The organism is Rhodococcus sp. T9N, assembly GCF_024436645.1.
Taxonomy (GTDB): domain Bacteria; phylum Actinomycetota; class Actinomycetes; order Mycobacteriales; family Mycobacteriaceae; genus Rhodococcus_F; species Rhodococcus_F qingshengii.
In genome coordinates this window covers 294303-315063 of the sequence record NZ_JAMSKS010000002.1, presented here as the reverse complement: position 1 = coordinate 315063, position 20761 = coordinate 294303, and the positions used below count along the sequence as shown (strand labels likewise).

22 protein-coding genes are annotated in these 20761 nt (G+C 63.1%); 9 read left to right on the top strand and 13 right to left on the bottom strand.

Going from position 1 to position 20761, the window contains the following annotated elements; all coding sequences use genetic code 11:
* Both M1L53_RS05220 and M1L53_RS05215 read left to right on the top strand, forming a co-directional pair.
* Window positions 1-504, top strand: coding sequence for an SRPBCC family protein (locus M1L53_RS05220; protein WP_042920475.1), 504 nt, complete (start codon window positions 1-3; stop codon window positions 502-504).
* 28 nt (window positions 505-532) lie between these two features.
* Window positions 533-1783, top strand: coding sequence for an NADH:flavin oxidoreductase/NADH oxidase family protein (locus tag M1L53_RS05215; protein WP_007734160.1), 1251 nt, complete (start codon window positions 533-535; stop codon window positions 1781-1783).
* Here M1L53_RS05215 and M1L53_RS05210 read toward each other — a convergent pair whose 3' ends face one another.
* Entirely contained in the window at window positions 1784-2659 is an 876-nt protein-coding gene (locus M1L53_RS05210; protein ID WP_007734162.1) for an aldo/keto reductase, read from the bottom strand.
* A 68-nt stretch (window positions 2660-2727) separates the two neighbouring features.
* Window positions 2728-3828, bottom strand: a complete 1101-nt coding sequence (ald, locus tag M1L53_RS05205) for an alanine dehydrogenase (protein ID WP_054188063.1) — start codon at window positions 3826-3828, stop codon at window positions 2728-2730.
* Between the two features lie 109 nt (window positions 3829-3937).
* On the opposite strand from ald, the gene M1L53_RS05200 reads away from it, so the two are divergent.
* Entirely contained in the window at window positions 3938-4459 is a 522-nt protein-coding gene (locus M1L53_RS05200; RefSeq protein ID WP_003945867.1) for an Lrp/AsnC family transcriptional regulator, read from the top strand.
* 7 nt (window positions 4460-4466) lie between these two features.
* Here the strand turns inward: M1L53_RS05200 and M1L53_RS05195 are convergent, their stop codons facing one another.
* From M1L53_RS05195 to M1L53_RS05185, 3 genes are read right to left on the bottom strand one after another with little or no spacing between them, the layout of a single operon-like run.
* Window positions 4467-5531, bottom strand: coding sequence for a maleylacetate reductase (locus M1L53_RS05195; protein ID WP_054188064.1), 1065 nt, complete (start codon window positions 5529-5531; stop codon window positions 4467-4469).
* A gap of 1 nt (window position 5532) precedes the next feature.
* Window positions 5533-6321: a pirin-like bicupin family protein gene (locus tag M1L53_RS05190; RefSeq protein ID WP_054188065.1), complete on the bottom strand. Its 789-nt coding sequence runs from the start codon at window positions 6319-6321 to the stop codon at window positions 5533-5535.
* Between the two features lie 37 nt (window positions 6322-6358).
* On the bottom strand, window positions 6359-6856 hold the full coding sequence (locus tag M1L53_RS05185; protein ID WP_007734170.1) for a VOC family protein: 498 nt from the start codon (window positions 6854-6856) through the stop codon (window positions 6359-6361).
* Between the two features lie 111 nt (window positions 6857-6967).
* Here M1L53_RS05185 and M1L53_RS05180 point away from each other — a divergent pair, with 111 nt between their 5' ends.
* Together M1L53_RS05180 and M1L53_RS05175 are read left to right on the top strand one after the other, a co-directional pair.
* A complete protein-coding gene (locus tag M1L53_RS05180; RefSeq protein WP_007734171.1) occupies window positions 6968-7438 on the top strand; it encodes a MarR family winged helix-turn-helix transcriptional regulator in 471 nt (156 codons plus the stop codon).
* Between the two features lie 62 nt (window positions 7439-7500).
* Window positions 7501-8319 (top strand): HAD family hydrolase, encoded by an 819-nt coding sequence (locus M1L53_RS05175; protein WP_003945542.1) that lies wholly within the window; start codon window positions 7501-7503, stop codon window positions 8317-8319.
* A 1-nt stretch (window position 8320) separates the two neighbouring features.
* Here the strand turns inward: M1L53_RS05175 and M1L53_RS05170 are convergent, their stop codons facing one another.
* From M1L53_RS05170 to M1L53_RS05135, 8 genes are all read right to left on the bottom strand, one after another.
* Complete coding sequence (locus M1L53_RS05170) at window positions 8321-9208, bottom strand: alpha/beta fold hydrolase (protein WP_003945464.1); 888 nt, start codon at window positions 9206-9208, stop codon at window positions 8321-8323.
* A gap of 225 nt (window positions 9209-9433) precedes the next feature.
* A complete protein-coding gene (locus tag M1L53_RS05165; protein WP_054188066.1) occupies window positions 9434-10099 on the bottom strand; it encodes a hypothetical protein in 666 nt (221 codons plus the stop codon).
* A 122-nt stretch (window positions 10100-10221) separates the two neighbouring features.
* The gene (locus M1L53_RS05160) at window positions 10222-10986 is read right to left on the bottom strand and encodes an SDR family NAD(P)-dependent oxidoreductase (protein ID WP_003945543.1); all 765 of its coding nucleotides are present in this window, start codon (window positions 10984-10986) and stop codon (window positions 10222-10224) included.
* Window positions 10987-11132: 146 nt separating this feature from the next.
* Window positions 11133-12185 (bottom strand): acyl-CoA dehydrogenase family protein, encoded by a 1053-nt coding sequence (locus M1L53_RS05155; protein ID WP_054188067.1) that lies wholly within the window; start codon window positions 12183-12185, stop codon window positions 11133-11135.
* Window positions 12182-13147 (bottom strand): acyl-CoA dehydrogenase family protein, encoded by a 966-nt coding sequence (locus M1L53_RS05150; RefSeq protein ID WP_007734178.1) that lies wholly within the window; start codon window positions 13145-13147, stop codon window positions 12182-12184. Before M1L53_RS05150 ends, M1L53_RS05155 begins: the two co-directional genes overlap by 4 nt.
* The gene (locus M1L53_RS05145) at window positions 13144-14304 is read right to left on the bottom strand and encodes an acyl-CoA dehydrogenase family protein (protein WP_007734181.1); all 1161 of its coding nucleotides are present in this window, start codon (window positions 14302-14304) and stop codon (window positions 13144-13146) included. Before M1L53_RS05145 ends, M1L53_RS05150 begins: the two co-directional genes overlap by 4 nt.
* A complete protein-coding gene (locus tag M1L53_RS05140; protein ID WP_054188068.1) occupies window positions 14304-15176 on the bottom strand; it encodes an enoyl-CoA hydratase in 873 nt (290 codons plus the stop codon). Before M1L53_RS05140 ends, M1L53_RS05145 begins: the two co-directional genes overlap by 1 nt.
* Window positions 15173-16714: a FadD3 family acyl-CoA ligase gene (locus M1L53_RS05135; RefSeq protein WP_007734186.1), complete on the bottom strand. Its 1542-nt coding sequence runs from the start codon at window positions 16712-16714 to the stop codon at window positions 15173-15175. The genes M1L53_RS05140 and M1L53_RS05135 overlap by 4 nt, the downstream gene beginning before the upstream one ends.
* A 55-nt stretch (window positions 16715-16769) precedes the next feature.
* On the opposite strand from M1L53_RS05135, the gene M1L53_RS05130 reads away from it, so the two are divergent.
* The 4 genes from M1L53_RS05130 to M1L53_RS05115 all read left to right on the top strand — a co-directional run bounded on the left by M1L53_RS05130 (window position 16770) and on the right by M1L53_RS05115 (window position 20719).
* Complete coding sequence (locus M1L53_RS05130) at window positions 16770-17999, top strand: acyl-CoA dehydrogenase family protein (protein ID WP_007734188.1); 1230 nt, start codon at window positions 16770-16772, stop codon at window positions 17997-17999.
* Complete coding sequence (locus M1L53_RS05125; protein WP_003945582.1) at window positions 17999-18811, top strand: SDR family oxidoreductase; 813 nt, start codon at window positions 17999-18001, stop codon at window positions 18809-18811. Before M1L53_RS05130 ends, M1L53_RS05125 begins: the two co-directional genes overlap by 1 nt.
* Before the next feature lie 76 nt (window positions 18812-18887).
* Complete coding sequence (locus tag M1L53_RS05120; RefSeq protein ID WP_003945807.1) at window positions 18888-19559, top strand: TetR/AcrR family transcriptional regulator; 672 nt, start codon at window positions 18888-18890, stop codon at window positions 19557-19559.
* An 11-nt stretch (window positions 19560-19570) separates the two neighbouring features.
* Window positions 19571-20719: an acetyl-CoA C-acetyltransferase gene (locus tag M1L53_RS05115; RefSeq protein ID WP_003945727.1), complete on the top strand. Its 1149-nt coding sequence runs from the start codon at window positions 19571-19573 to the stop codon at window positions 20717-20719.
* Window positions 20720-20761: the final 42 nt, after the last annotated feature.

The window sequence follows — 20761 nt, the reverse complement described above, 5'->3', positions numbered from 1 at the left end:
ATGACACATTGGTTCGACCTCGAACCGGTCGGTGTCGATTTCTTCGACACGGCACCGCATATCTTCACGTACTCGATCGACCTCACCGCCGAACCGGATGACGTCTGGGCTGGTCTGACCGCGGACGAACCGCTGTCGTGGTGCCGGCTGCTCACCAAAGTGCACTACACCTCGCCGCGCCCCTACGGTGTCGGCACGCGCCGAATCGCGGAGGTGGGCGGTGGTGCGATGCAGATGCGCGAAAAGTTCATCACCTGGGACGACGAAACGCGTCGGCACTCGTTTTACGTCGAACAGTCCAATGTTCCGCTGTTCCAATCCTTCGCGGAGGACTACCGCGTCGACGAGCTCGCAGTGGGTTCGAGACTGCAGTGGAATTTTGCATTCTCGCCGCGTCCGAAGCTGTCGCTCGCGGTGCGTGGCGGGCTACCGGTCAACTCACTGATCTTCTCGAGCTTCGTGCGCGATACCAAGCGGCACTTCGGTTCTGCGCCACGCCATTGACTTTCTTCCCTTCATACGAGAGGCATCCATGACCACACTCGGAGAATCGTTGACTTTGCCCTGCGGGCAGATCCTGCGGAATCGGACCATGAAAGCTGCGCTCAGCGAGGCTCTGGGTGACCGCACTCATGGACCGTCCACTCGCTTGGAAACGCTGTACGGTCGTTGGGGCAGTGGCGGGTTCGGTTTGCTGATCACCGGCAATGTCATGGTCGATCGATCGCAGATCGCCGAACCGGGCAATGTCGTCGTCGACGACGATCGTGATGCCGAAGCACTGACTGCCTGGGCCAAGACCGCCAAGAACGGCGGCGCCGAGATCTGGATGCAGCTGAACCACCCAGGGCGGCAATCCAACCCGATTGCCAGCAGAGGTAGACCGGTCGCCCCGAGCGCGATCGCGCTGAAGATTCCGGGAATGGCGACGCCGCGAGAACTCTCGACCGCTGAGATCGACGAGATCATCGACAAGTTCGCGGAAACCGCTCGCGTCGCCGAGTCCTCCGGCTTCGGGGGCGTGCAGATACACGCAGCGCACGGTTATCTTGTTGCGCAGTTCCTTTCGCCCTTGTCCAATCAGCGGACGGACGAGTGGGGTGGAGATCCTGAGCGTCGACGACGCTTTCTGATCGAGATCGTTCGGCGCATACGCTCTGCCGTTGCTCCGGGATTCGCGGTCTCGGTCAAGCTCAACTCGGCTGATTTCCAACGAGGTGGATTCTCGGAAGACGAGTCGCGAGAAGTAGTGCGCGCGTTGACCGAAGAGTCGGTGGATCTCATCGAGATCAGCGGTGGCAGTTATGAATCGCCGGCCATGATGGGTAAAGCGCAGAAGCAGAGCACTCGCGATCGAGAGGCATATTTCCTCGAGTACGCCGAGACAGTCCGAGCGATTGCCGGCGACATTCCCTTGGCGGTCACCGGCGGCTTCCGCTCGCGATCGGCGATGGTCGAGGCACTGGCTTCCGGCGCGTGCGACGTGATCGGCCTCGGCCGGCCGACGATCACGATACCCGACGCGGCAACCGTTCTCCTGGAATCGGATCGGGAACGATTGACCGTGCCGACTGTTGAGTTCGGAGCGCGGAAGTTGTTGGGGAAGGTTGCCGACATCTCGATGCTCGACGGTGCACTCGACCTGCAGTGGCATACCGATCAGCTGCACCGGATGGGCGACGGAAGCGAGCCGGATCCGGCTCGGCCGTGGTGGAAGACCCTCGGAACGATGGTGAGGCGAAACGGATTCGATGCGCTTCGCCCCACCAAACGAGCGGCTTGATCAGTTCGGTGCACCGATGTTGAGTTCATCGGGATGCGCGCCGACGCGGGTGCCGTCGTCGAGAGTGTCGATTTCGCTCAGGTCGAGATCGGTGAGTTCGAAGTCGAATACGTCGATGTTCTGAGCGATTCGAGCATCGTGTACGGATTTCGGGATGACGATCAGGCCGTTCTGAAGGTGCCAACGGATCAGGACCTGCGCGGCAGTCTTGCTGTGGCGGTCACCGATTCGTGTGATGATCGGGTCGGTGAGCAGGGTGTTGGGCTTGGACGCCTTACCCCAACCTGCGTTACTGGTACCGCCGAGTGGGCTCCACGATTCGACCTTGATCCCGTGCTCGGCGGCCTTGTCGCGAATGGCGTGCTGCGTGAGGTGCGGGTGCAGTTCCACCTGATCGACTGCGGGCAACAATCCACCGCGTTCGACGAGAAGCTGCAGATGATGCGGCTCGAAGTTGCACACCCCGATTGCCTTGGCGCGGCCCGATTCCGCGATCTTTTCGAGTGCGTCCCACGTGCGGAGGAGTCGGTCGTTGTCCTGCAGAGGCCAGTGGATGAGGTAGAGATCGACGTAGTCGACGCCGAGCTTGTCGATGCTGGTGTCGAAAGCCTTCAACGCCGGCTCGTAGCCCTGATCTGCATTCCAGAGCTTCGTGGTGAGGAAGATGTCCTCTCGCGCGACGGACGAGTTGGCGATACCTCGTCCGACGCCCTCTTCGTTTCCGTAGGCGGCAGCGGTGTCGATGTGCCGGTAGCCGGCCTCGTCGAGTGCGAACCGTACTGCATGCTCGGTTTCGTCGTTGGTGGCCTGCCAGACTCCGAGGCCGAGTTGCGGGATCGTGGTTCCGGAATTCAGCGTGATGTCAGGAATGCTCATGGATCAAGGCTAGCGATCTCGAGCTGTCCTTGCCTGGGTCAGAGCTGCCTGGGTCAGAGCTGCCTGGGTCAGAGAGTGGTAGCCGAGTACCCATGCGCCGATGCAACACTGTCGGACAGGAGCAGGCCGTCGTGTGTGCTCAGACCTGACCCCAGGCCGGGAACTGTCGCGACCGCGTCCTTCCACCCCTTGTCGGCCAAGGCGACGACGTACGGAAGCGTCGCGTTGGTGAGTGCGTAGGTGGACGTACGGGGGACGGCTCCGGGCATGTTCGCAACGCAGTAGAAGACCGAACCGTGAACCTGGTACGTCGGATCAGCGTGCGTGGTCGCGTGTGAATCCTCGAAGCAGCCGCCCTGGTCGATGGCGATGTCGACCAGGACAGAACCCGGCTTCATACGCGCCACCAGGCTGTTGGAGACGAGAGTCGGCGCCTTCGCCCCGGGGACCAGCACTGCGCCGATGACCAGGTCGGCGTCGAGTACTGCCTGTTCGAGTTCGAGGCTGTTGGACGTGATGGTCTTGACCTGGCCGTGGTACAGCTCGTCGATTTCCCGCAGGCGCGCGATCGACAGGTCGAGAACGGTGACGTCGGCCTGCATGCCGTAGGCCACGGCGATGGCGTTCTTGCCGGAGACTCCCGCACCGATCACCACGACCTTGGCGGGGCGCACTCCGGGGACGCCGCCCATCAGAACTCCGCGTCCGCCGCCGTGACGCATCAAGTGATAGGCGCCCGCCTGCGGTGCCAGGCGTCCGGCTACTTCACTCATCGGGGCGAGGAGGGGCAGTGAACCGTCGGAACCGACAACGGTTTCGTAGGCGATGGAGGTGGTCTTCGACGTCAGGAGCGCGTCGGTGCATTCCTTCGACGCCGCCAGGTGCAGGTAGGTGAAGAGAACCTGATCCTTACGGAGTCGCGAATACTCTTCTGCAATAGGTTCTTTGACCTTCAGGAGTAGATCTGCGTCCGTCCAGACCTGATCGGCAGATCCGAGGATCTGCGCGCCCGCGGCCTTGAAATCCTCGTCACTGAACGAGGAGCCGACGCCTGCACCCGTTTCGATGACGACCTCGTGCCCTCGGCCGACCAGTTCGTGGACGCCTGCTGGGCTGATGGCCACGCGGTACTCGTGGTTTTTGATCTCGCGGGGGATTCCGACCTTCATGACACGGCTCCGAACTGAGTCTGTTGTTTCTTCGAATGGCAGGTGCCAAGCATGAAGTTTCGTCGCCAGATAGTGAAGAGAAGTGAAGATAATTCTCTACGCTGTATGCATGGTGCGTGAAAGTTCAAAAATCGGTATTCAGACGGCTGCCTCGCCGAAGCATGTTCGGGCAGCAATGAAGTTGGACGAGATCGACCGGGTTCTGCTCGAAGAGCTGGCGAAAGACGCGAGGATTCCGAACAATGCGCTGGCTGCGATCGCGGGAATTGCGCCGTCGACATGCCTCGGACGTGTGCGCGCCTTGGTGGACAACGGTGTGATCAGGGGATTCCATGCGGACATCGACCCCGCCGCTCTCGGAATGGATCTGCAGGCGATGATCGCAGTTCGACTGCAGGCCAACGCGCGGTCGCATCTCAACCGGCTCGGTGACGACTTCGCCAAGCTGGACTCCGTGCTCAACGTGTATTTCGTGGCCGGTGTCGACGACTACATGCTGCACGTCGCAACGACGGATTCGGCGCAGTTGCGTGACTTCGTCGTCAACAATCTCTCGGCGCATCCGGCGGTTGCTGCGACCGAGACGATTCTGATCTTCGAACATGTCAGGCCTCGAGGCGGTACTGCCTGATTCGTTCTCACCTGATGGCGGGTCGACGCCCGGACCAGGCGTTCTCGAGGAGTTCGCTCAGGCCTGCCGGGGTGATCTCACGCGGGTTCGGATAAGCGGCGGCGTTCGCGAGTTCGACTGCACGGCCGATCTGATCGTGACTCATTCCCACCTCTCTCAGGGAGGTCGGTCCGCCGCACGAGGTGACGAGGTCGAAAACGCCGGTGGCGGCGTCGGATACACCCAAGGCAGTCGCTATTCGAGACATGACTTCCGGGACGGCAGGCGCGTTGAACGCCATTGCCTGGGGAAGGACAACGGCGTGGGTGGGAGCGTGCGGCAAACCGAAGCTGCCACCGAGGGTGTGGCACAACTTGTGATGAAGCCCCATACCGACCGTGCCCAAGCAGGTTCCGGCCAACCAGGCTGCTTGCAGTAGTTCGGCCCTACCTTCCAGATTTTTCGGATCATCGACAATGCTCGGCAGCGCACGGGCGATCCCGGAGATCGCCTCGATCGCCATCAAGTCCGTGATCGGGTTGGACTCGGTGGAGTACAACGCTTCAACCGCATGCGCCATCGCGTTGACGGCGCTGGTGACGGTGGTATCCAGCGGCAGATCGAGAGTGAGGTCGACGTCGTAGATGACGGTTTCCGGTCGGATGTGGGGAGAGGAGCGAGTTGTCTTGCGTCCGTTCTCTGTTTCACCCAACACCGGAGTGACTTCTGATCCCGCGTACGTTGTCGGAACGACGATCTGATCGAACCCCGCTCGTAGTGCCAATGCCTTGGACAACCCGGTTGCCGAACCGCCGCCGATCGCGACGACCGTGTCGACGTGATGGTTCTCGGCAAGTCTCAGCGCGGCTGTCGTGACTTCGATCGGAGTATGCATCAAAGCGCCGTCGAAGCGGGCCACCGCCATGTCGCCGAGAGATTCGGTCACGGCGGCGGCAACCGCGTCGAGTCGACGACTTGCCAGCACCATCACTCGGCTACGGCCGAGCCGCCGCACTTCTTCGGCGATCGTATCGATCATCCCTTGGCCGAAGACAATTCGAGCCGGTGAAGCGTCGTACGAGAAGGGCTTCATGTCATCCCTGCGAAACGGTGGCGTGCATTTCCCAGACGATGACCTCTGCCCCGGTATCGGAGCTGATCTGCTGACCTCCGCCGCCGGACACGCGTACCGCGTCACCTTGTTCGAGCACTCCGACGCCTTCCATGGCGGCCTGACCGTCGGCGACAAAAACGTGCAGGAACGGTGCGTCGGGCAGGGTCACGGGCTGTCCGGGTTGCAGACGCGCAACGTGCATCGCGGCGTACTTGTTCTTGATCCGGATTGCCGAGTGATCGGCGTACGCGTCCATGCCGGAGGCGACGGGAACCAGTCCACCGGCAAGCAATTCGGCGTCGATCTCCAACTGCTCGTAGCCGGGGGTGATTCCGGCTTCGTCGGGGATGACCCACATCTGGATGAAGTGAACCGGGTCGCTGTGCTTGTCGGAATGCGCACCTGCCACGTCACCGAGTCGCCACGAATCGTTCTTCTCCGAATGCAGGATGCCCGTTCCGGCGCTCATCCGCTGGGCTAGACCGGGGTAGATGACACCCGAATGACCCATCGAATCCTGATGTACGAGAGAACCTCTCAGTACCCAGGTGACGATCTCCATGTCCTGGTGGGGATGGGTGTCGAATCCCATTCCCGGCGTGACGATGTCGTCGTTGTTCACCAGAAGAAGACCGTGGTGAGTGTTCTTCGGGTCGTAGTGATTGCTGAACGAGAACGAGTGCTTCGAGTCCAGCCAGCCGGCATTGGACTTGAAACGATCCCCGGATCGACGGATATCGAGGTTCGGCTGCGACAGAGTGGAGGTCATGGTGTGCCTTCCGAATGGTATGGGGGAGAGCAAGTTTTCAGAGGACGTGATTGCCGTACATCTCACCGAGTGGGTCTGCGATCAGTTCGAGTCGAGCGCCGTCGGGATCGCGGAAGTACAGCGAAACCTCACTGTGCTCGATCAGTTCGACGCCGGCCTCGGTCAGTCTGGTACGTAGCTTCGCCCACTTGGCGGGTTCGACGCTGATCGCGATGTGGTGGAGGCCGCCGAGTACTTCTTGGTACGGGCCCACGTCGAGACCCGGGAAGTCGAAGAACGCCAGAAGGTTGCCATTGCCGATGTCGAAGAAGAAGTGCGACGACCCGGGATAGTCACGGTTCTCGATCAACTCGGTGAGTGGGAATCCGAGGAGATCCTGGTAGAACTTCACGGTTCGTTCGACGTCACTGCTGATCAGGGCCGTATGGTGCAGGCCGCGTGCGGTCGATGCGGGTCGTTTGTCGGCGGGGAGCAGATGTCGATCCCTGATCTCGGCCCGGCGTTCCTCGAACTGCACTGCATTGTTGTCGCTCATAGCGCCCGCCTCTCGGTTGAACCTTCTCTTCGAACAGGTAGTTGACTGATCAACTACATTGAGAATAGATCATTTGATTTCGTTGTCAACTACTTCGGATATGCTGGTGTCATGGAATCGACGCGGTGGTTGAGCGACTCGGAGCAAACGGCCTGGCGGGCTTACCTGGACTCGACCCGACTGCTCCAGCGTGTTCTTGATCAGCAGTTGGTGCGAGACTCCGACATTTCCTTCACCGATTTCGAACTGCTGGTCGCTCTCGCCGAAGCGCCCGGCCGGCAACTGCGCATGAGTGAGCTCGCCGACGCTGTGATGGCTACCCGAAGTGGTGTGACCAGGGCCGTCAATCGGCTGGTCGGTGCCGGGTGGGTGCGCCGGGTCGAGTGTGTCGACGACAAGAGGGGCGCTAATGCGGAGCTGACCGACTCGGGTGCCGAGAAATTGGCGTCGGCAAGCCCGGCGCACGTGGCCGCTGTACGGGAGAGCATGTTCGACCTGCTGAGCCCGCGAGATGTCGAGCGGCTGGGTGTGGTCTTCGGTGAGATGCGTCGGCACCTTCTCGAGGCCCAAGCAAGTAATTGACAGAGCAACGGCCCATGTCACGTAGTTGGTGAGGGCTGCGAACGGACTGCCATCATTGTCTGGTGACCCGTATTCGTATGTTCGCAACCGACCTCGACGGCACCCTGCTGCGCTCCGACCGAACGATTTCGGCGCGCACCGCGCAGGCCATGGAGAACGCGCGGCTCGCGGGGATCGAAGTTGTGTGGGCGACGGCCCGGGCCAGGCATTCGGTACACACGTTGGCGAGCTCGTGCGGATTTCGCGGTAAAGCTGTGTGTGCCAACGGAGCTGTCATTCTCGACCTGGCGGACGGGACTCCGGAGATCGTCGACACCGTTTCGATCGAAACATCTTTGGCTGCAACAGCTATGGAGCAGGTTCGTGCTCTGATTCCTGGCGTCGTGTTCGCGAACGTCGGACCCACGCAGTTCTTTGCCGAGCCGGAGTATGCCGCTCTGTGCGAGTTCGCGGACCATCACCGGCACCTGCACGAGATGGTGCTCGCCGATACGCTGCCGCTGGACGTGGAGCCGATGGTCAAGATCGTGGCCCGGCATGCCGAGGTTCCCAGCGCCGACCTGTACCGAACTGCGGTCGCTGCGGGCATCGAGGGTGTGGAGTTGACCCACTCCGGCGCCCCGTACATGGAAATGGCTGCAGCGGGCGTCTCGAAGGCCAGCGCTCTCGCGCAGTTGTGCGCGATCGACGGCATCGACGCGTCGGAAGTTGCCGCGGCCGGTGACGCCTTCAACGACGTTGCGATGCTGACCTGGGCCGGAACGGCTCTGGCGCCCGCCAACGCCAGAGCCGAGGTCATCGAGCTCGCCGACCGAATTTTGCCCACGAACGACGAGGACGGGGTGGCGAGCTACCTCGAAGAGCTGGTTGCGGGGAGCTAGTTCAGCTGCTGACGGCCTTGGGTCCGGTGCCGATACCGACTCCGCAGTCCGTCATGAATTCGGAGAAGACACGGTCGAAGCGATCCGGATAGTCAAGGTGCGGGAAATGCCCGGCGCGCTTGAATATCTCCACCCGCCCCAGCGGTAGTTCGGCGCGAGCATTCTCGGTGTGGGCGTTGGGGATGATGGTGTCTTCCTCGCCCCACACCAGTAGTGCCTGCAGGTTCTTGAAGTTGGCGAAATGCGGAGTGGCATTGACGGTTTGGCCGTTGTAGTTGATGACCGATCGCGCGGTCGCCAGAAATGCCTGACGTGTCGACGCGTCCGATACCGAAGCAAAGCTCTTACGGGCCTCACTCGCGCTGGCACCGAGCTTGAACAGGCCGATCTTGTTGAAAAGTCCGAGCGCTTTGTCCGTCACGTCGGTCAGCGTCCTGGACGCGAGAACGGGAAGTACCAGTTCGCTGCCGGGCAGAGTCGCCGCGCGCAGGAGTGGGCTCACCTCGGGGCCGAGTCCGCCGCTGGCCACCAGGCACAGCCGCTCCACCCGGTCGGGGAACAGGTACAGCGTCTGCATCGCGATCCCACCACCGAGGGAGTGACCGACGAGGGTGGCCGACGGAATATCGAGGGCTTCGAGGAGGTCGCGAACGGTGGCGGCGTGAGCACTGAGTGAATAGTCGCCGGCAGGCTTGTCCGACGCACCATGTCCGAAGAGATCAGGGGCGATCACGCGGTAATGACGCGAGAGCGTCTCGATCTGCGGCTCCCAATTGGAGTGCGCGCCCAGTAGGCCGTGAATGAGCACCACAACGGGGCCACTGCCTTGGTCGACGTACTTGAGCTGGTCGCCGTGCAATACAACCGTCTGTAGTTGGTCGGTTGCCATGATTGAACCTTTCGGAGCCGCCAGTGTCTGTGGCTGCTCGCGTGTTGTCGGACCGCACCCGCCCCGACGCGGATCCACGGGTATTTGTGACCGGGAGTAACCCCAGTTCCCTCAGTATGCCCACCGAGGGGCCCGATGTCGTCGCCATCGGGCGTGTTGTGACGAACCGTGAGCCGTCGGCTGAGGGGAGACGTACAACTCACCGCCGCGTGTCGGCGCCGCTGATCAGGCGAAATCGACCAGTTTGCCGAAAGTGAGGTTGATGTCCCACGGTGTGACGCCCCACGTCTCGATCGCTGATACCGCGAAGATTCCGGCAGCCTCGATGGTGTCCTGTGAGGCTGGTGCCGAAACGGAAACGCCGGTTTGTCCGCTCGGAACCTCCGGCCAGACGCCGGTTCCGGCGGGCGCGGGGGTGGCCTCCATGACCGCGTTGGCCAGTCCCGATTCGTCGACGGTCGTGAAGAGGCAGTTCGGCTCGTGCGGAGCATCCCACCCGCCGAGTTCCGCGAGCCAGAATTCGCCACGTCCAGCAGCGGAGATCGCGACCGACGCGAGTACCGATTCGAGATCTTCCCAAGCGTCGGACGTCGGGGCCGACGCCTCGGTGAGCTTGAACGGTGCGGCAAGTGCAGTGCTGTCAGGGGAAGCGAAGCGCGGCTGCACAGTGAGGGCCTGGGTCTGGGTATCCAGAAACGCAACCTCTCGGAACTTGTTGTCCGGCAGGGTCGTACGGGCTACGAGACCGCGTCCCAACTGTGCGCCGAGCGCCGCGGGATCGTCGACGCTCCACAAGCGGGTCTCGTCCTCGGACCACGTGCGAATCATTCCGCCGACGACGGGACTGATCAGCACGGGCTCGAGGTTCGTAGTGCCTGTTGACTCGCTCACCGCTGGCTCCCCACCGCACGTCGTACCGCCGGACGGGTTCCCGGCGGCCAGTTAAGTATGCCGCCTCGCTGCTGTGCGCCTTTATTAACCGCCGGGGGTTAATAAAGGCGCACAGCAAGTGGTCACATATGCGTGCCGCCGTCGATGCGGATTTCCGTTCCGGTGACAAACGAGCCGTCCTCGGAAGCGAGCATCGCGATCACGCCGGCGACCGCGGACGGGGGAGCGAAACCCTCACCGATTGCCGGGGCCAGCTTGCCGAGCAGCGTGAAGTCGATGTCGGCCGGGAAGCCGGGATCGGAGGTCATGCCCGAAGCGATGCTGCCGGGTGCGACGGCCACGGCGCGAAGGCCCTGCTTGCTGTACTCGAGTGCAAGTGCGTGCGTGAAGGATTGGATTCCGCCCTTCGACGCTGCATATGCCGTCATATATGGGTGGGCGAAGGTGGCCGACGTGGAACTGAAGTTGACCACGACGCCTGCCCCGCTTTCGAGCAGTGCCGGCAGGGACTCCCTCGTCATGAGGAAAGTTCCGGTGAGGTTGACCCCGATGACGGTGTTCCAGAAATCGAGTGTCATCTCGTGGGTGTGCGCGGAGCGCAGAATGCCCGCCGCGTTGACCAGCACGTCGAGCCCGCCCAGAGCCTTGATCGCAGCGCCGACCTGTTCGCGAACAGACTCTTCGCTGGAGATGTCGACCTTCACCGTGGTCAGGCGATCGGAATGGCCTGCGTCCTTCGCTGCGTTCAGCGTCTGTTCGAGGCCGGTCTCGGAAATGTCGGCGGCGACGACGGTGCCACCTTCTGCCAGGATGCGGGCAACGGTGGCCTGGCCGATTCCGGATCCTGCGCCGCTGATGAGGACGCGCTTGTCGTCGAATCGATTCACGAGAAAACTCCGGTCTGTGGGATGGACAGCTGTCTGGTGACCGATTCTGCGCGATCCAGAGCTATTAATCTGCTGGGCATTCCACTGACTGGGCACCAGTGGTGCTTGTTCGCTCGCAATACCGAGCGAACAAGCACCGACGTCTCCTAGAGGCCCGCTGCCTGCGCGAGGCTCGGCAGGTAGGTGCTCGGCTGACCGAAGAGCTGAGCGCTGCCGTGTGCACGCTTGAAGTACAGCTGAGCGTCGTGCTCCCAGGTGATTGCGATTCCGCCGTGCAACTGAACTGCTTCGGAGGTGATCTGCTGCAAGGCTTCCGAGCAGTAGACCTTCGCCACTGCCGCGTCGTCCGCCGACTGCGTCGCCACGGCGGCGTACGTCATCGACCTCGCCGTCTCGACCAACGTGTACATATCGGCCATCCGATGTTTGAGGGCCTGGAAAGAACCGATCGCGCGCCCGAACTGCTTGCGCGACTTGGTGTATTCCACGGTCTGTTCGACGATCGCTGCTGCCACTCCGACCTGTTCAGCAGACAAGGCGATCAGAACGACGGTTCGGATCCGATCGACCAGATCTTCGGACCACTCCAGTGGCCGACCACGAACACCGGAGAACGTGACCTCCGCCAGCGTTCGCGTCGGATCCATGGTGGGGACGCGTCGGCGGGAGACGCCTTCGGCCGCTGGATCCACTTCGTAGAACCCGTCGGCCGTGAGAACGAGCAGGGTGTCTGCGACGTGTCCGTCGAGGACGTACGACGCCGTGCCGGTCAACGCGTCTTCGGTTGCCTCGACGCCGAAGGTGCTCCAACCCGCGGCACCTGCCCAGCACAGGGCCAGCGTGCTCTCGCCGGACGCGACACCGGGCAGCAGTCGTGAGCATGCGTCGTCGTCACCGGAAAGCAGCAGTGCCTGTGCGGCAAGAATCGCCGAACCCAGCATCGGTGACGGGGTCAGCGTGCGGCCCAATTCCTCCTGGACCACGTGTACTTCGCCCAAACCTGCTCCGACGCCGTCGAACTCCTCCGGAATCGCCAAGGCGGCGACGCCGATCTGCTCGCACAGCTTGCTCCACAAAGCGGCGTCGTAGCCGATCTCGGTGGTGATGGCGGCGCGGACGGCAGCGGAGTCGGAATGCTTGCTCAGGAGATCGCGTACCGATGCGCGCAGTGCTGCCTGGTCTTCGGTGTCGATGCTCATGATGCAACCAGCGCTTCGACGACGCGTGCGCGATGCTCGGACGGTGTGCCCCACGCGGTGAGCAGCGCCCGTACCTTGGTGAGCCACAAGGAGAGATCGTGTTCCATCGTGTAGCCGATGGCGCCGTGAACCTGGAGTCCGACGCGAGCGGCCTTGTACGCAGCATCCCCGCACGCGACCTTGGCCGCAGAGATGTCACGCGAGGCGTCGGCCGACTGATCGCGAACCGACAGTGCGGCGCCGTGCAGCAGGGGGCGAGCCATCTCGAGGGAGACGGCAACCTCGGCCAGGTGGTGCTTCATGGCCTGGAACTGTCCGATGACCTTGCCGAACTGCTTGCGCTGCTTCGCGTATTCGGTGGTGACCTCGAGCAGTGTCTGGCCCAGGCCCTGCAACTGCGCGGCAGTGGCAAGAGCGCCCATGTCGAAGGCGGCCGAGAAGTCGGCGGAGCCCAGCGATTCGCCGGCGGAAACCTCGTAGAGCTTGCGGGAGAGATCCACCGATGCCTTGGCTTCGCCAGGGACGCCGAGTGATACGGCACCGTCCTGCGCGAGCAGAACCAGATCCACCGCATCGGCGTCGAGCGCGAACGGTGTGCGCGGGGGAGCTGCGACGGTTGCCAGCGAACCCTCGGCGAGAGCAGAGAGACGTTCCGGTGCAACGGAAGCCAGGAGCGTCGGCGCCACGGCGATCGTTTCGACGACCGGTCCGGGTACTGCGTGCCGACCGAGCTGTTCGAGCGCAACGACCAGGTCGACGGCGTCGGCGCCGAGTCCGTCGTGCTCTTCGGAGATGACGAGACCGTTGACGCCGGTCTCGGCGAGGCGCTGCCAGAGCTTCTTGCCCGGCTCGGTGTCACCGTCGTTCCACGAACGGATGACGGCGGGCATGTCGGACTTGGTCAGCAGTGCATCGATGCTTGCAGCGAAGTCCTGGTGGGAGGAGTCGAGCGCGAATCTCATCGGTCCGCCTTCGGTAGGCCGAGCAGACGCTCAGCGATGACGTTTTTCTGAATCTCGTTGGTGCCTGCGTAGATCGGGCCGGACAGGGAGAACAGGTATCCGTCCATCCAGTTGTCGGCCAACTCGGCTTCAGGGCCCTGAAGTTCGAGAGCAGTCTCGTGGGTGGCGATATCCCACTCGGACCAGAAGACCTTGTTGATCGAGGACTCGGCGCCGAGCTGTCCACCGTCGGCCAGACGGGTGACGGTGCCGAATGTGTTGAGTTGGTAAGCGCGAGCGCCGATCCAGGCGTCGGCGACCTGGTTGCGCAGAGCGCTGTCGTCGGTGCGTCCGCTGGACTTGTACAGCTCGAGCAGGCGGTCGACGGTGGCGAGAAAGCGGCCGGGGCTGCGCAGCGAGAGACCACGCTCGTTGCTCGCGGTGCTCATCGCGACCCGCCAACCTTCGTTGACGTTTCCGATCACACCCGACTCACCTGGGTTGGCCGGGTCGTCCGGAACGAAGACGTCTTCGAGGAAGATCTCGGCGAAGCCGGGCTCACCGTCGAGCTGATCGATCGGGCGAACGGTGACACCCTTCGACCGGAGGTCGAACATGAAATACGTGATGCCCTTGTGGCGCTGCGCATCCGGATCGGAGCGGAACAAGCCGAAGCCCCAGTCGGCGTAACTCGCGCGTGAGCTCCACGTCTTCTGACCGTTGAGCAGCCAGCCGCCGTCGACCTTCTTCGCACTCGAACGCAGGCTTGCGAGGTCGGAACCGGACTCGGGCTCGGACCAGGCCTGGGCCCAGATGTCGTCGGCACGAGCCATGCGCGGCATGATGCGAGCCAACTGCTCGGCATTTGCATGCTCGAACAGTGTGGGAGCCAACAAGAAGATGCCGTTCTGGCTTACGCGGCCGGGCGCGCCCGAGCGGTAGTACTCCTCCTCGAAGATGACCCATTCGAGCAGGGACGCATCGCGTCCGCCGAGTTCCTTGGGCCAGGAGACGACGGCGTAGCCGGCATCGGCGAGTGTGTGCTCCCACTGACGGTGCTCTTCGAAGCCTTCGGCGGTATCCATCGACTTCAGGGGAGTCGCGGGCACATTCGCTTCCAGGAACGAGCGAACCTCGTCACGGAATGCGGTTGTGGCGTCGTCGAATACGAGATCCACTAGTTTGTTCCTTCCTGCGGTGCGCGAGCACTGGCAGCCATAGCTTTGGCGTCGAGACCACCAAGCGAGTCTTTGCCGACTTCGGCGTTGTGAGCGTGAGCGAAGTGATGCAGACCGAAGACGGAGTCGATGCCGTTGCGCATCCCCATCTGATCCTCGCACTGATTGACGGCCTTCTTGGTCAAAGCGAGTCCGAAGCGCGGCATCTCGGCGATACGTCCGGCGAGCTCGAACGTCTCCTTCTCGAGATGCTTGCGGGCGACGACGCGGTTCACCATGCCGATTTCGTATGCACGTTGCGCGGTGAACCGATCGCCGGTGAAGAGCATTTCCTTGGCGAATCGTGAACCGACCATCCACGGGTGCGCGAAGTATTCGACGCCGGGGATGCCCATGCGGACAACGGGATCGGAGAAGAAGGCGTCGTCGGCCGCGACGATCATGTCGCAGACCCAGGCGAGCATGAGCCCACCGGCAATGCAGGCGCCTTGGACCATCGCGATGGTGGGCTTGGGGATCTCCCGCCAACGGCGGCACATGCCCAGGTAGACCTCCATCTCGCGGGCGAAACGCTGGTCACCGCCTGGCTTGTCGACGTGATCCCACCACATGGTGGCCTTGTTCTCGTACTCGACGTGATGGTCGCGTCCCGGAGTTCCCAGGTCGTGTCCGGCGCTGAAGTGAGGTCCGTTGCCTGCCAGGACGATCACCTTCACGTCGTCGTCCTCGACGGCGCGCTGGAATGCCGCGTCGAGGGCGTACGTGACCACCGAGTTCTGGGCGTTGCGGTAGTCGGGTCGATTCAAGGTCACGACGGCGACCGAGTCACGAACCTCGTAGGTCACGACGTCGGCTTCGAAGGGAACGGTCATGATTGTTCCTCGCGCAGAACCGTTTTGAGGACCTTGCCCGAAGGGTTACGGGGCAGGTGATCTACGAAGCGCACCTCGCGGGGCACCTTGAAGCCTGCGATCTTCTCCTTGAGGAAGGCGATTACCGACTCTTCGGTGAGGCCGGCACCGTCGAGTTGGGCGATGTAGACGCGGCCCACCTCTCCCATCCGGTGATCGGGGATGCCGATGGCAGCAGACTCGTGGACGCCGGGCAGGCGAGCCAACATGCCCTCGATCTCGGCGGGGTAGACGTTGAATCCGCCGCTGACGTACATGTCTTTCAGACGGTCGGTGATGTCGAGATAGCCACGCTCGTCGAGGGTTCCGACGTCTCCGGTGTGCAGCCAGCCGTCGGCGTCGATTGCCTTGGCGGTGGATTCGGGGTCGTCGAGGTATCCGAGCATGACGTTCGGTCCACGAAGCAGGATCTCACCCTGGTCGCCGATCTTGACCTCGAAATCGGCTGTCGCGCGGCCGGAACTGGTGGAGACGGTGACCGGGTCGTCGTCGGTGCGGCACATGGTCGCAACCACTGCCTCGGTCAAACCGTATGCCGTGAGGACGGCGTCGAAAAGCTCTGCTTGCATGCGCTCGACGAGAGCAACCGGCACGGGTGCTGCGCCCGTGATCGCGATGCGGAGCGAGGACAGGTCGTATTCGCTGCGGCGGGGATGATCGAGGATGGTCTGGTAGATCGTCGGGGCGCCGGGCAGGATGCTGATCTTCTCGCTGCTGACCAATGCGAGGGTGTCGTCGATGTTGAAGACGGACACCGGCACGATCGTCGCACCGTTCAACAGGCAGACCAGGATTCCGGCCTTGTATCCGAAGGTGTGGAAGAACGGGCTGATGATGAGGAAGTTGTCGTCGGCGGTGACCTCGGCGCATTCACCCCACGACTTGGCGACAGCGATGGACTGACGATGCGCGGTGATCGCACCCTTGCTGCGTCCCGTGGTGCCGGAGGTGAAGAGGATGTCGCTGACGTCGTCTGGCTGCACCTTCGCAGCACGCGCGTCGGCTTCGGTGCGGGCGGCGTCGGTGGCGAGCGCGAGGAAGTCCTCGAACTCGATGACGCCGTCACGGTCGTCGTCCCCGTCGATCGGTACCTGGATGACGGTGGGGATCCTCAGGTCCGGATTGGCGTCGAGCAACTGCTGGTACCGGTCGGCCTTGAGGAACGTGCCGACGACCACCAGGGCAGCTGCGTCGACGCGCTCGATGATGTCGAGTGCTTCGGTGCCGGTGTAGCGCGTGTTGATCGGGATGATGGCTGCGCCGGCGTACTGAGCGCCGAGCAGGGCGATCACCCAGTGGTACGTGTTGGGCGCCCAGATGACGACGCGGTCGCCTGCCTTCACCCCACGGTTGATCAGTGCGCCGGCGAAATCGCGGACGCGCTGATGTAGCTGTGCGAAGGTCAGTCGGGTGTCGCCATCGGCGATAGCCGCGCGCTCACCGAACTCCTCGGCGGCCCGGATGAGGGCTGATGGGATGGTTCTCGGTTGTTCGGTCACTGGACTCCTACCTGACACGCTACCTAGCAAGTGCTTGGTAGGTTATCTTACATATGTGGACCAGAGCGAGAGCCCGGACGGGCAGATGACGGACGACGAGTTTGCGGCCACGGTCGCGCAGTGGTTGGCCGAGAACTTGACGGGCAAATTCGCCCAGCTCAAGGGTAAGGGCGGCCCCGGCAGTGAGCACGAGTTCTTCGAGCAACGACTCGAGTGGGACAAGCACCTCGCAGCGTCGGGGTGGACGTGCCTCGGGTGGCCGAAGGAGTTCGGCGGGCGGGGAGCAAGCATCTCCCAGCAGGTCATCTTCCATCAGGAGTACGCGAAGGCCGGTGCGCCCGCTCGCGTCAGCCACATCGGTGAAGAGCTGCTCGGCCCGACGCTGATCGCGTACGGCACCGACGAGCAGAAGCGCCGATTCCTTCCTGGCATCAACACGGTCAGTGAACTGTGGTCGCAGGGCTACTCCGAGCCCGGCGCCGGTTCCGACCTCGCGAACGTCTCCACGACCGCACGCCTCGAAGACGGCAAGTGGATCATCAACGGCCAGAAGGTGTGGACCTCACTGGCTCACGTCGCGCAGTGGTGCTTCGTGGTCTGCCGCACCGAGGTGGGCTCCAAGCGTCACCAGGGGTTGAGCTTCCTGCTGGTCCCGCTGGATCAGCCCGGTGTGACAGTTCGGCCCATTCAGCAGCTCACCGGCACATCGGAGTTCAACGAGGTCTTCTTCGACGACGCCGTCACCGATGCCGATCTGGTGGTCGGGGAACCCGGCGAGGGCTGGAAGATCGCGATGGGGCTGCTCACCTTCGAGCGCGGTGTATCGACGCTCGGACAGCAGATCGGATTTGCCCGCGAGCTCCAAGGCGTCGTCGACCTGGCGAAAGCCAATGGCAGTGACCAGGATCCGCACATTCGCGAAAAGATCGCCCGCGCGTGGGTCGGACTGCGCGTGATGCGCGCCCACGCGATGCGCACTCTCGACGCGGTCGACGCCGGAACCGGTGGCGGAGAAGCGTCCGTCGCAAAACTGCTGTGGGCCAACTGGCATCGTGATCTGGGACAGCTGGCGATGGACGTGCAGGGTGCGTCGTCGTTGGTTGCACCGTGGGCGGATTCCGAAGGCAATGCCTCGGACATCACCGATCCCGAGCACCTCGAGCTCGACGAATGGCAACGCCTCTTCCTCTTCACCCGCGCCGACACGATTTACGGCGGCTCCAACGAAATTCAGCGCAACATCATTTCCGAGCGCGTGCTCGGTCTTCCCCGAGAGGCCCGTTAATGTCTGACACCAAAGCCGCGTCCCCGCTTTCCGTTGCGCCGGAGGAAACCCCGGGCCACGGACTGCTCGCGGGCAAGAAGGCGATCATCACCGCCGCAGCCGGAACCGGCATCGGTTTCTCCACTGCGCGCAGGGTGCTTCTCGAGGGCGGCGACGTTCTCGTCTCCGACTTCCACGAGCGTCGACTCGGCGAGACGGTGGAGAAGCTGAAGGCCGAATTCCCCGGTCAGCAGGTCGAATCGATCATCTGCGATGTATCGAGCACCGAGCAGGTCGACGCGTTGTTCGTCGGCGCGGCCGAGAAGTTGGGACGTATCGACATCGTCGTCAACAACGCGGGCCTTGGCGGCGAAACTCCCGTCGTCGACATGACGGACGATCAGTGGGATCGCGTTCTCGACATCACCCTCAACAGCACCTTCCGTTCGACGCGCGCAGCCCTGCGGTACTTCAAGAGCGTTCCCCACGGCGGTGTTCTGGTGAACAACGCGTCCGTTCTCGGTTGGCGCGCGCAGCATTCCCAGGCGCACTACGCCGCAGCCAAGGCCGGCGTCATGGCGCTGACTCGGTGCAGCGCCATCGAAGCAGCGGAGTACGGAGTCCGTATCAACGCGGTCTCGCCTTCCATTGCGCGTCACGCGTTCCTGGCGAAGGTCACCAGTGAGGAACTGCTCGACCAGTTGGCTTCCGGTGAGGCCTACGGCCGCGCCGCGGAGGTCTGGGAGATCGCAACGGTCATCGCGATGCTCGCCAGCGATTACTCCACCTACATGACCGGCGAGATCGTCTCCGTTTCTTCGCAGAGGGCCTAGCGTCCCCGTGCGCGGTTAAGGAGTCCCTGGACTCGCTGACCGCGCACAGGGGAAGGCCCTGGATAGGATTGAATACATGACGCCACCTCGAAATTCCGACGAATCAAACGGCAAGTCCGGGCGCCGCGACGAGCTGCTCGAGATCGCGGCGGGGCTCTTCGCCGATCGCGGAGTGCGCGCGACGACCGTCCGCGACATCGCCGACGCCGCCGGGATCCTGTCCGGCAGCCTGTATCACCATTTCGATTCCAAGGAGTCGATGGTCGACGAGATCCTGCACCAGTTCCTCGACGAACTCTTCGGAAAATACCGCGAGATCGTCGCGGCGGGGTTGGACAGTCGCGCGACGCTCGAAGCACTGGTCGTGACGTCGTACGAGGCCATCGACGCCTCACATTCGGCTGTGGCGATCTACCAGGACGAGGTCAAGCACCTCGTCGGGAACGAGCGCTTCGCTTACCTGGCCGAGCGCAACACCGAATTCCGGGACCTGTGGGTCGGCGTCCTCGAAGCCGGCGTCGCGGACGGGACCTTCCGCTCCGACATCGACGTCGAATTGGTCTTCCGCTTCATGCGCGACACCGTGTGGGTCGCGGTTCGCTGGTACCGCCCGGGTGGATCCCTCTCGGCGCACGCCGTCGCGGCTCAATATCTCGCGATCGTGCTCGACGGGCTCTCCGATCCGGCCACAACTTCAGACGCTATTGCTGAATCAACTTCAAGAACTATTGCTGCACAACGAAACTAGGAGCTAACGCTATGTCCGAGGTTTACATCGTCGACGCCATTCGCACACCGATCGGCAAGAGGGGCGGCGCGCTGTCCGGCGTGCACCCCATCGATCTCGGTGCGCACGTCGTCAAGGCACTGGTCGAGCGCACCGGTATCGACCCCAGTGACGTCGACGACGTGATCTTCGGTTGCGTCGACGCCATCGGCGGCCAGGCCGGCAACATCGCCCGTATGTCCTGGCTCGCAGCGGGATTCCCGGAGCACGTTCCCGGGGTGACCGTTGACCGTCAGTGCGGTTCGAGCCAGCAGGCAGTGCACTTCGGCGCTCAGGCCATCCTGTCGGGCACTGCGGATCTGATCGTTGCCGGCGGCGTTCAGAACATGAGCCAGATTCCGATCTCGGCAGCGATGATCGTCGGTCAGCAGTACGGATTCGACACGCCGACTTCGGGTTCGGTCGGTTGGACCGAGCGCTACGGTGACCAGGAAGTCTCGCAGTTCAAGGGCGCCGAAATGATCGCCGAGAAGTGGGACATCAGCCGCGAAGAGCTCGAGAAGTGGGCCCTGCAGAGCCATGAGCGCGCCAAGGCTGCAATCGCCGCGGGTCGCTTCGACAACGAGATCGTCGCCATGGGCGACGCGACCGTCGACGAAGGACCCCGCGAGACCAGCCTCGAGAAGATGGCGACGCTCAAGGTTCTCGTCGAAGACGGACGCATGACCGCGGCAGTGGCCAGCCAGATCTCCGACGGTGCGAGTGCGCTGCTGCTGGCGTCGGCGGAAGCGGTGGAGAAGTACAACCTCAAGCCCCGCGCCCGGATTCATCACCTCAGCGCACGCGGCGACGACCCGATCTTCATGCTCAGTGCGCCGATCCCGGCCACGAAGCATGCTCTCGCGAAGGCCGGCCTGAGCATCGAGGACATCGACATCGTCGAGATCAACGAAGCTTTTGCCCCGGTCGTCCTGGCCTGGATCAAGGAGATCGGTGCAGATCCGGCCAAGGTCAACGTCAACGGCGGCGCGATCGCACTCGGTCACCCGCTCGGCGCGACCGGCACCAAGCTGATGGCAACCCTGCTCAACGAACTCGAGCGCACCGGTGGCCGCTACGGCTTGCTGACCATCTGTGAAGGTGGCGGCACCGCGAACGCGACGATTATCGAGCGGCTCTGACGCCTTGCTGTGCGCCTTTATTAACCCCCGGCGGTTAATAAA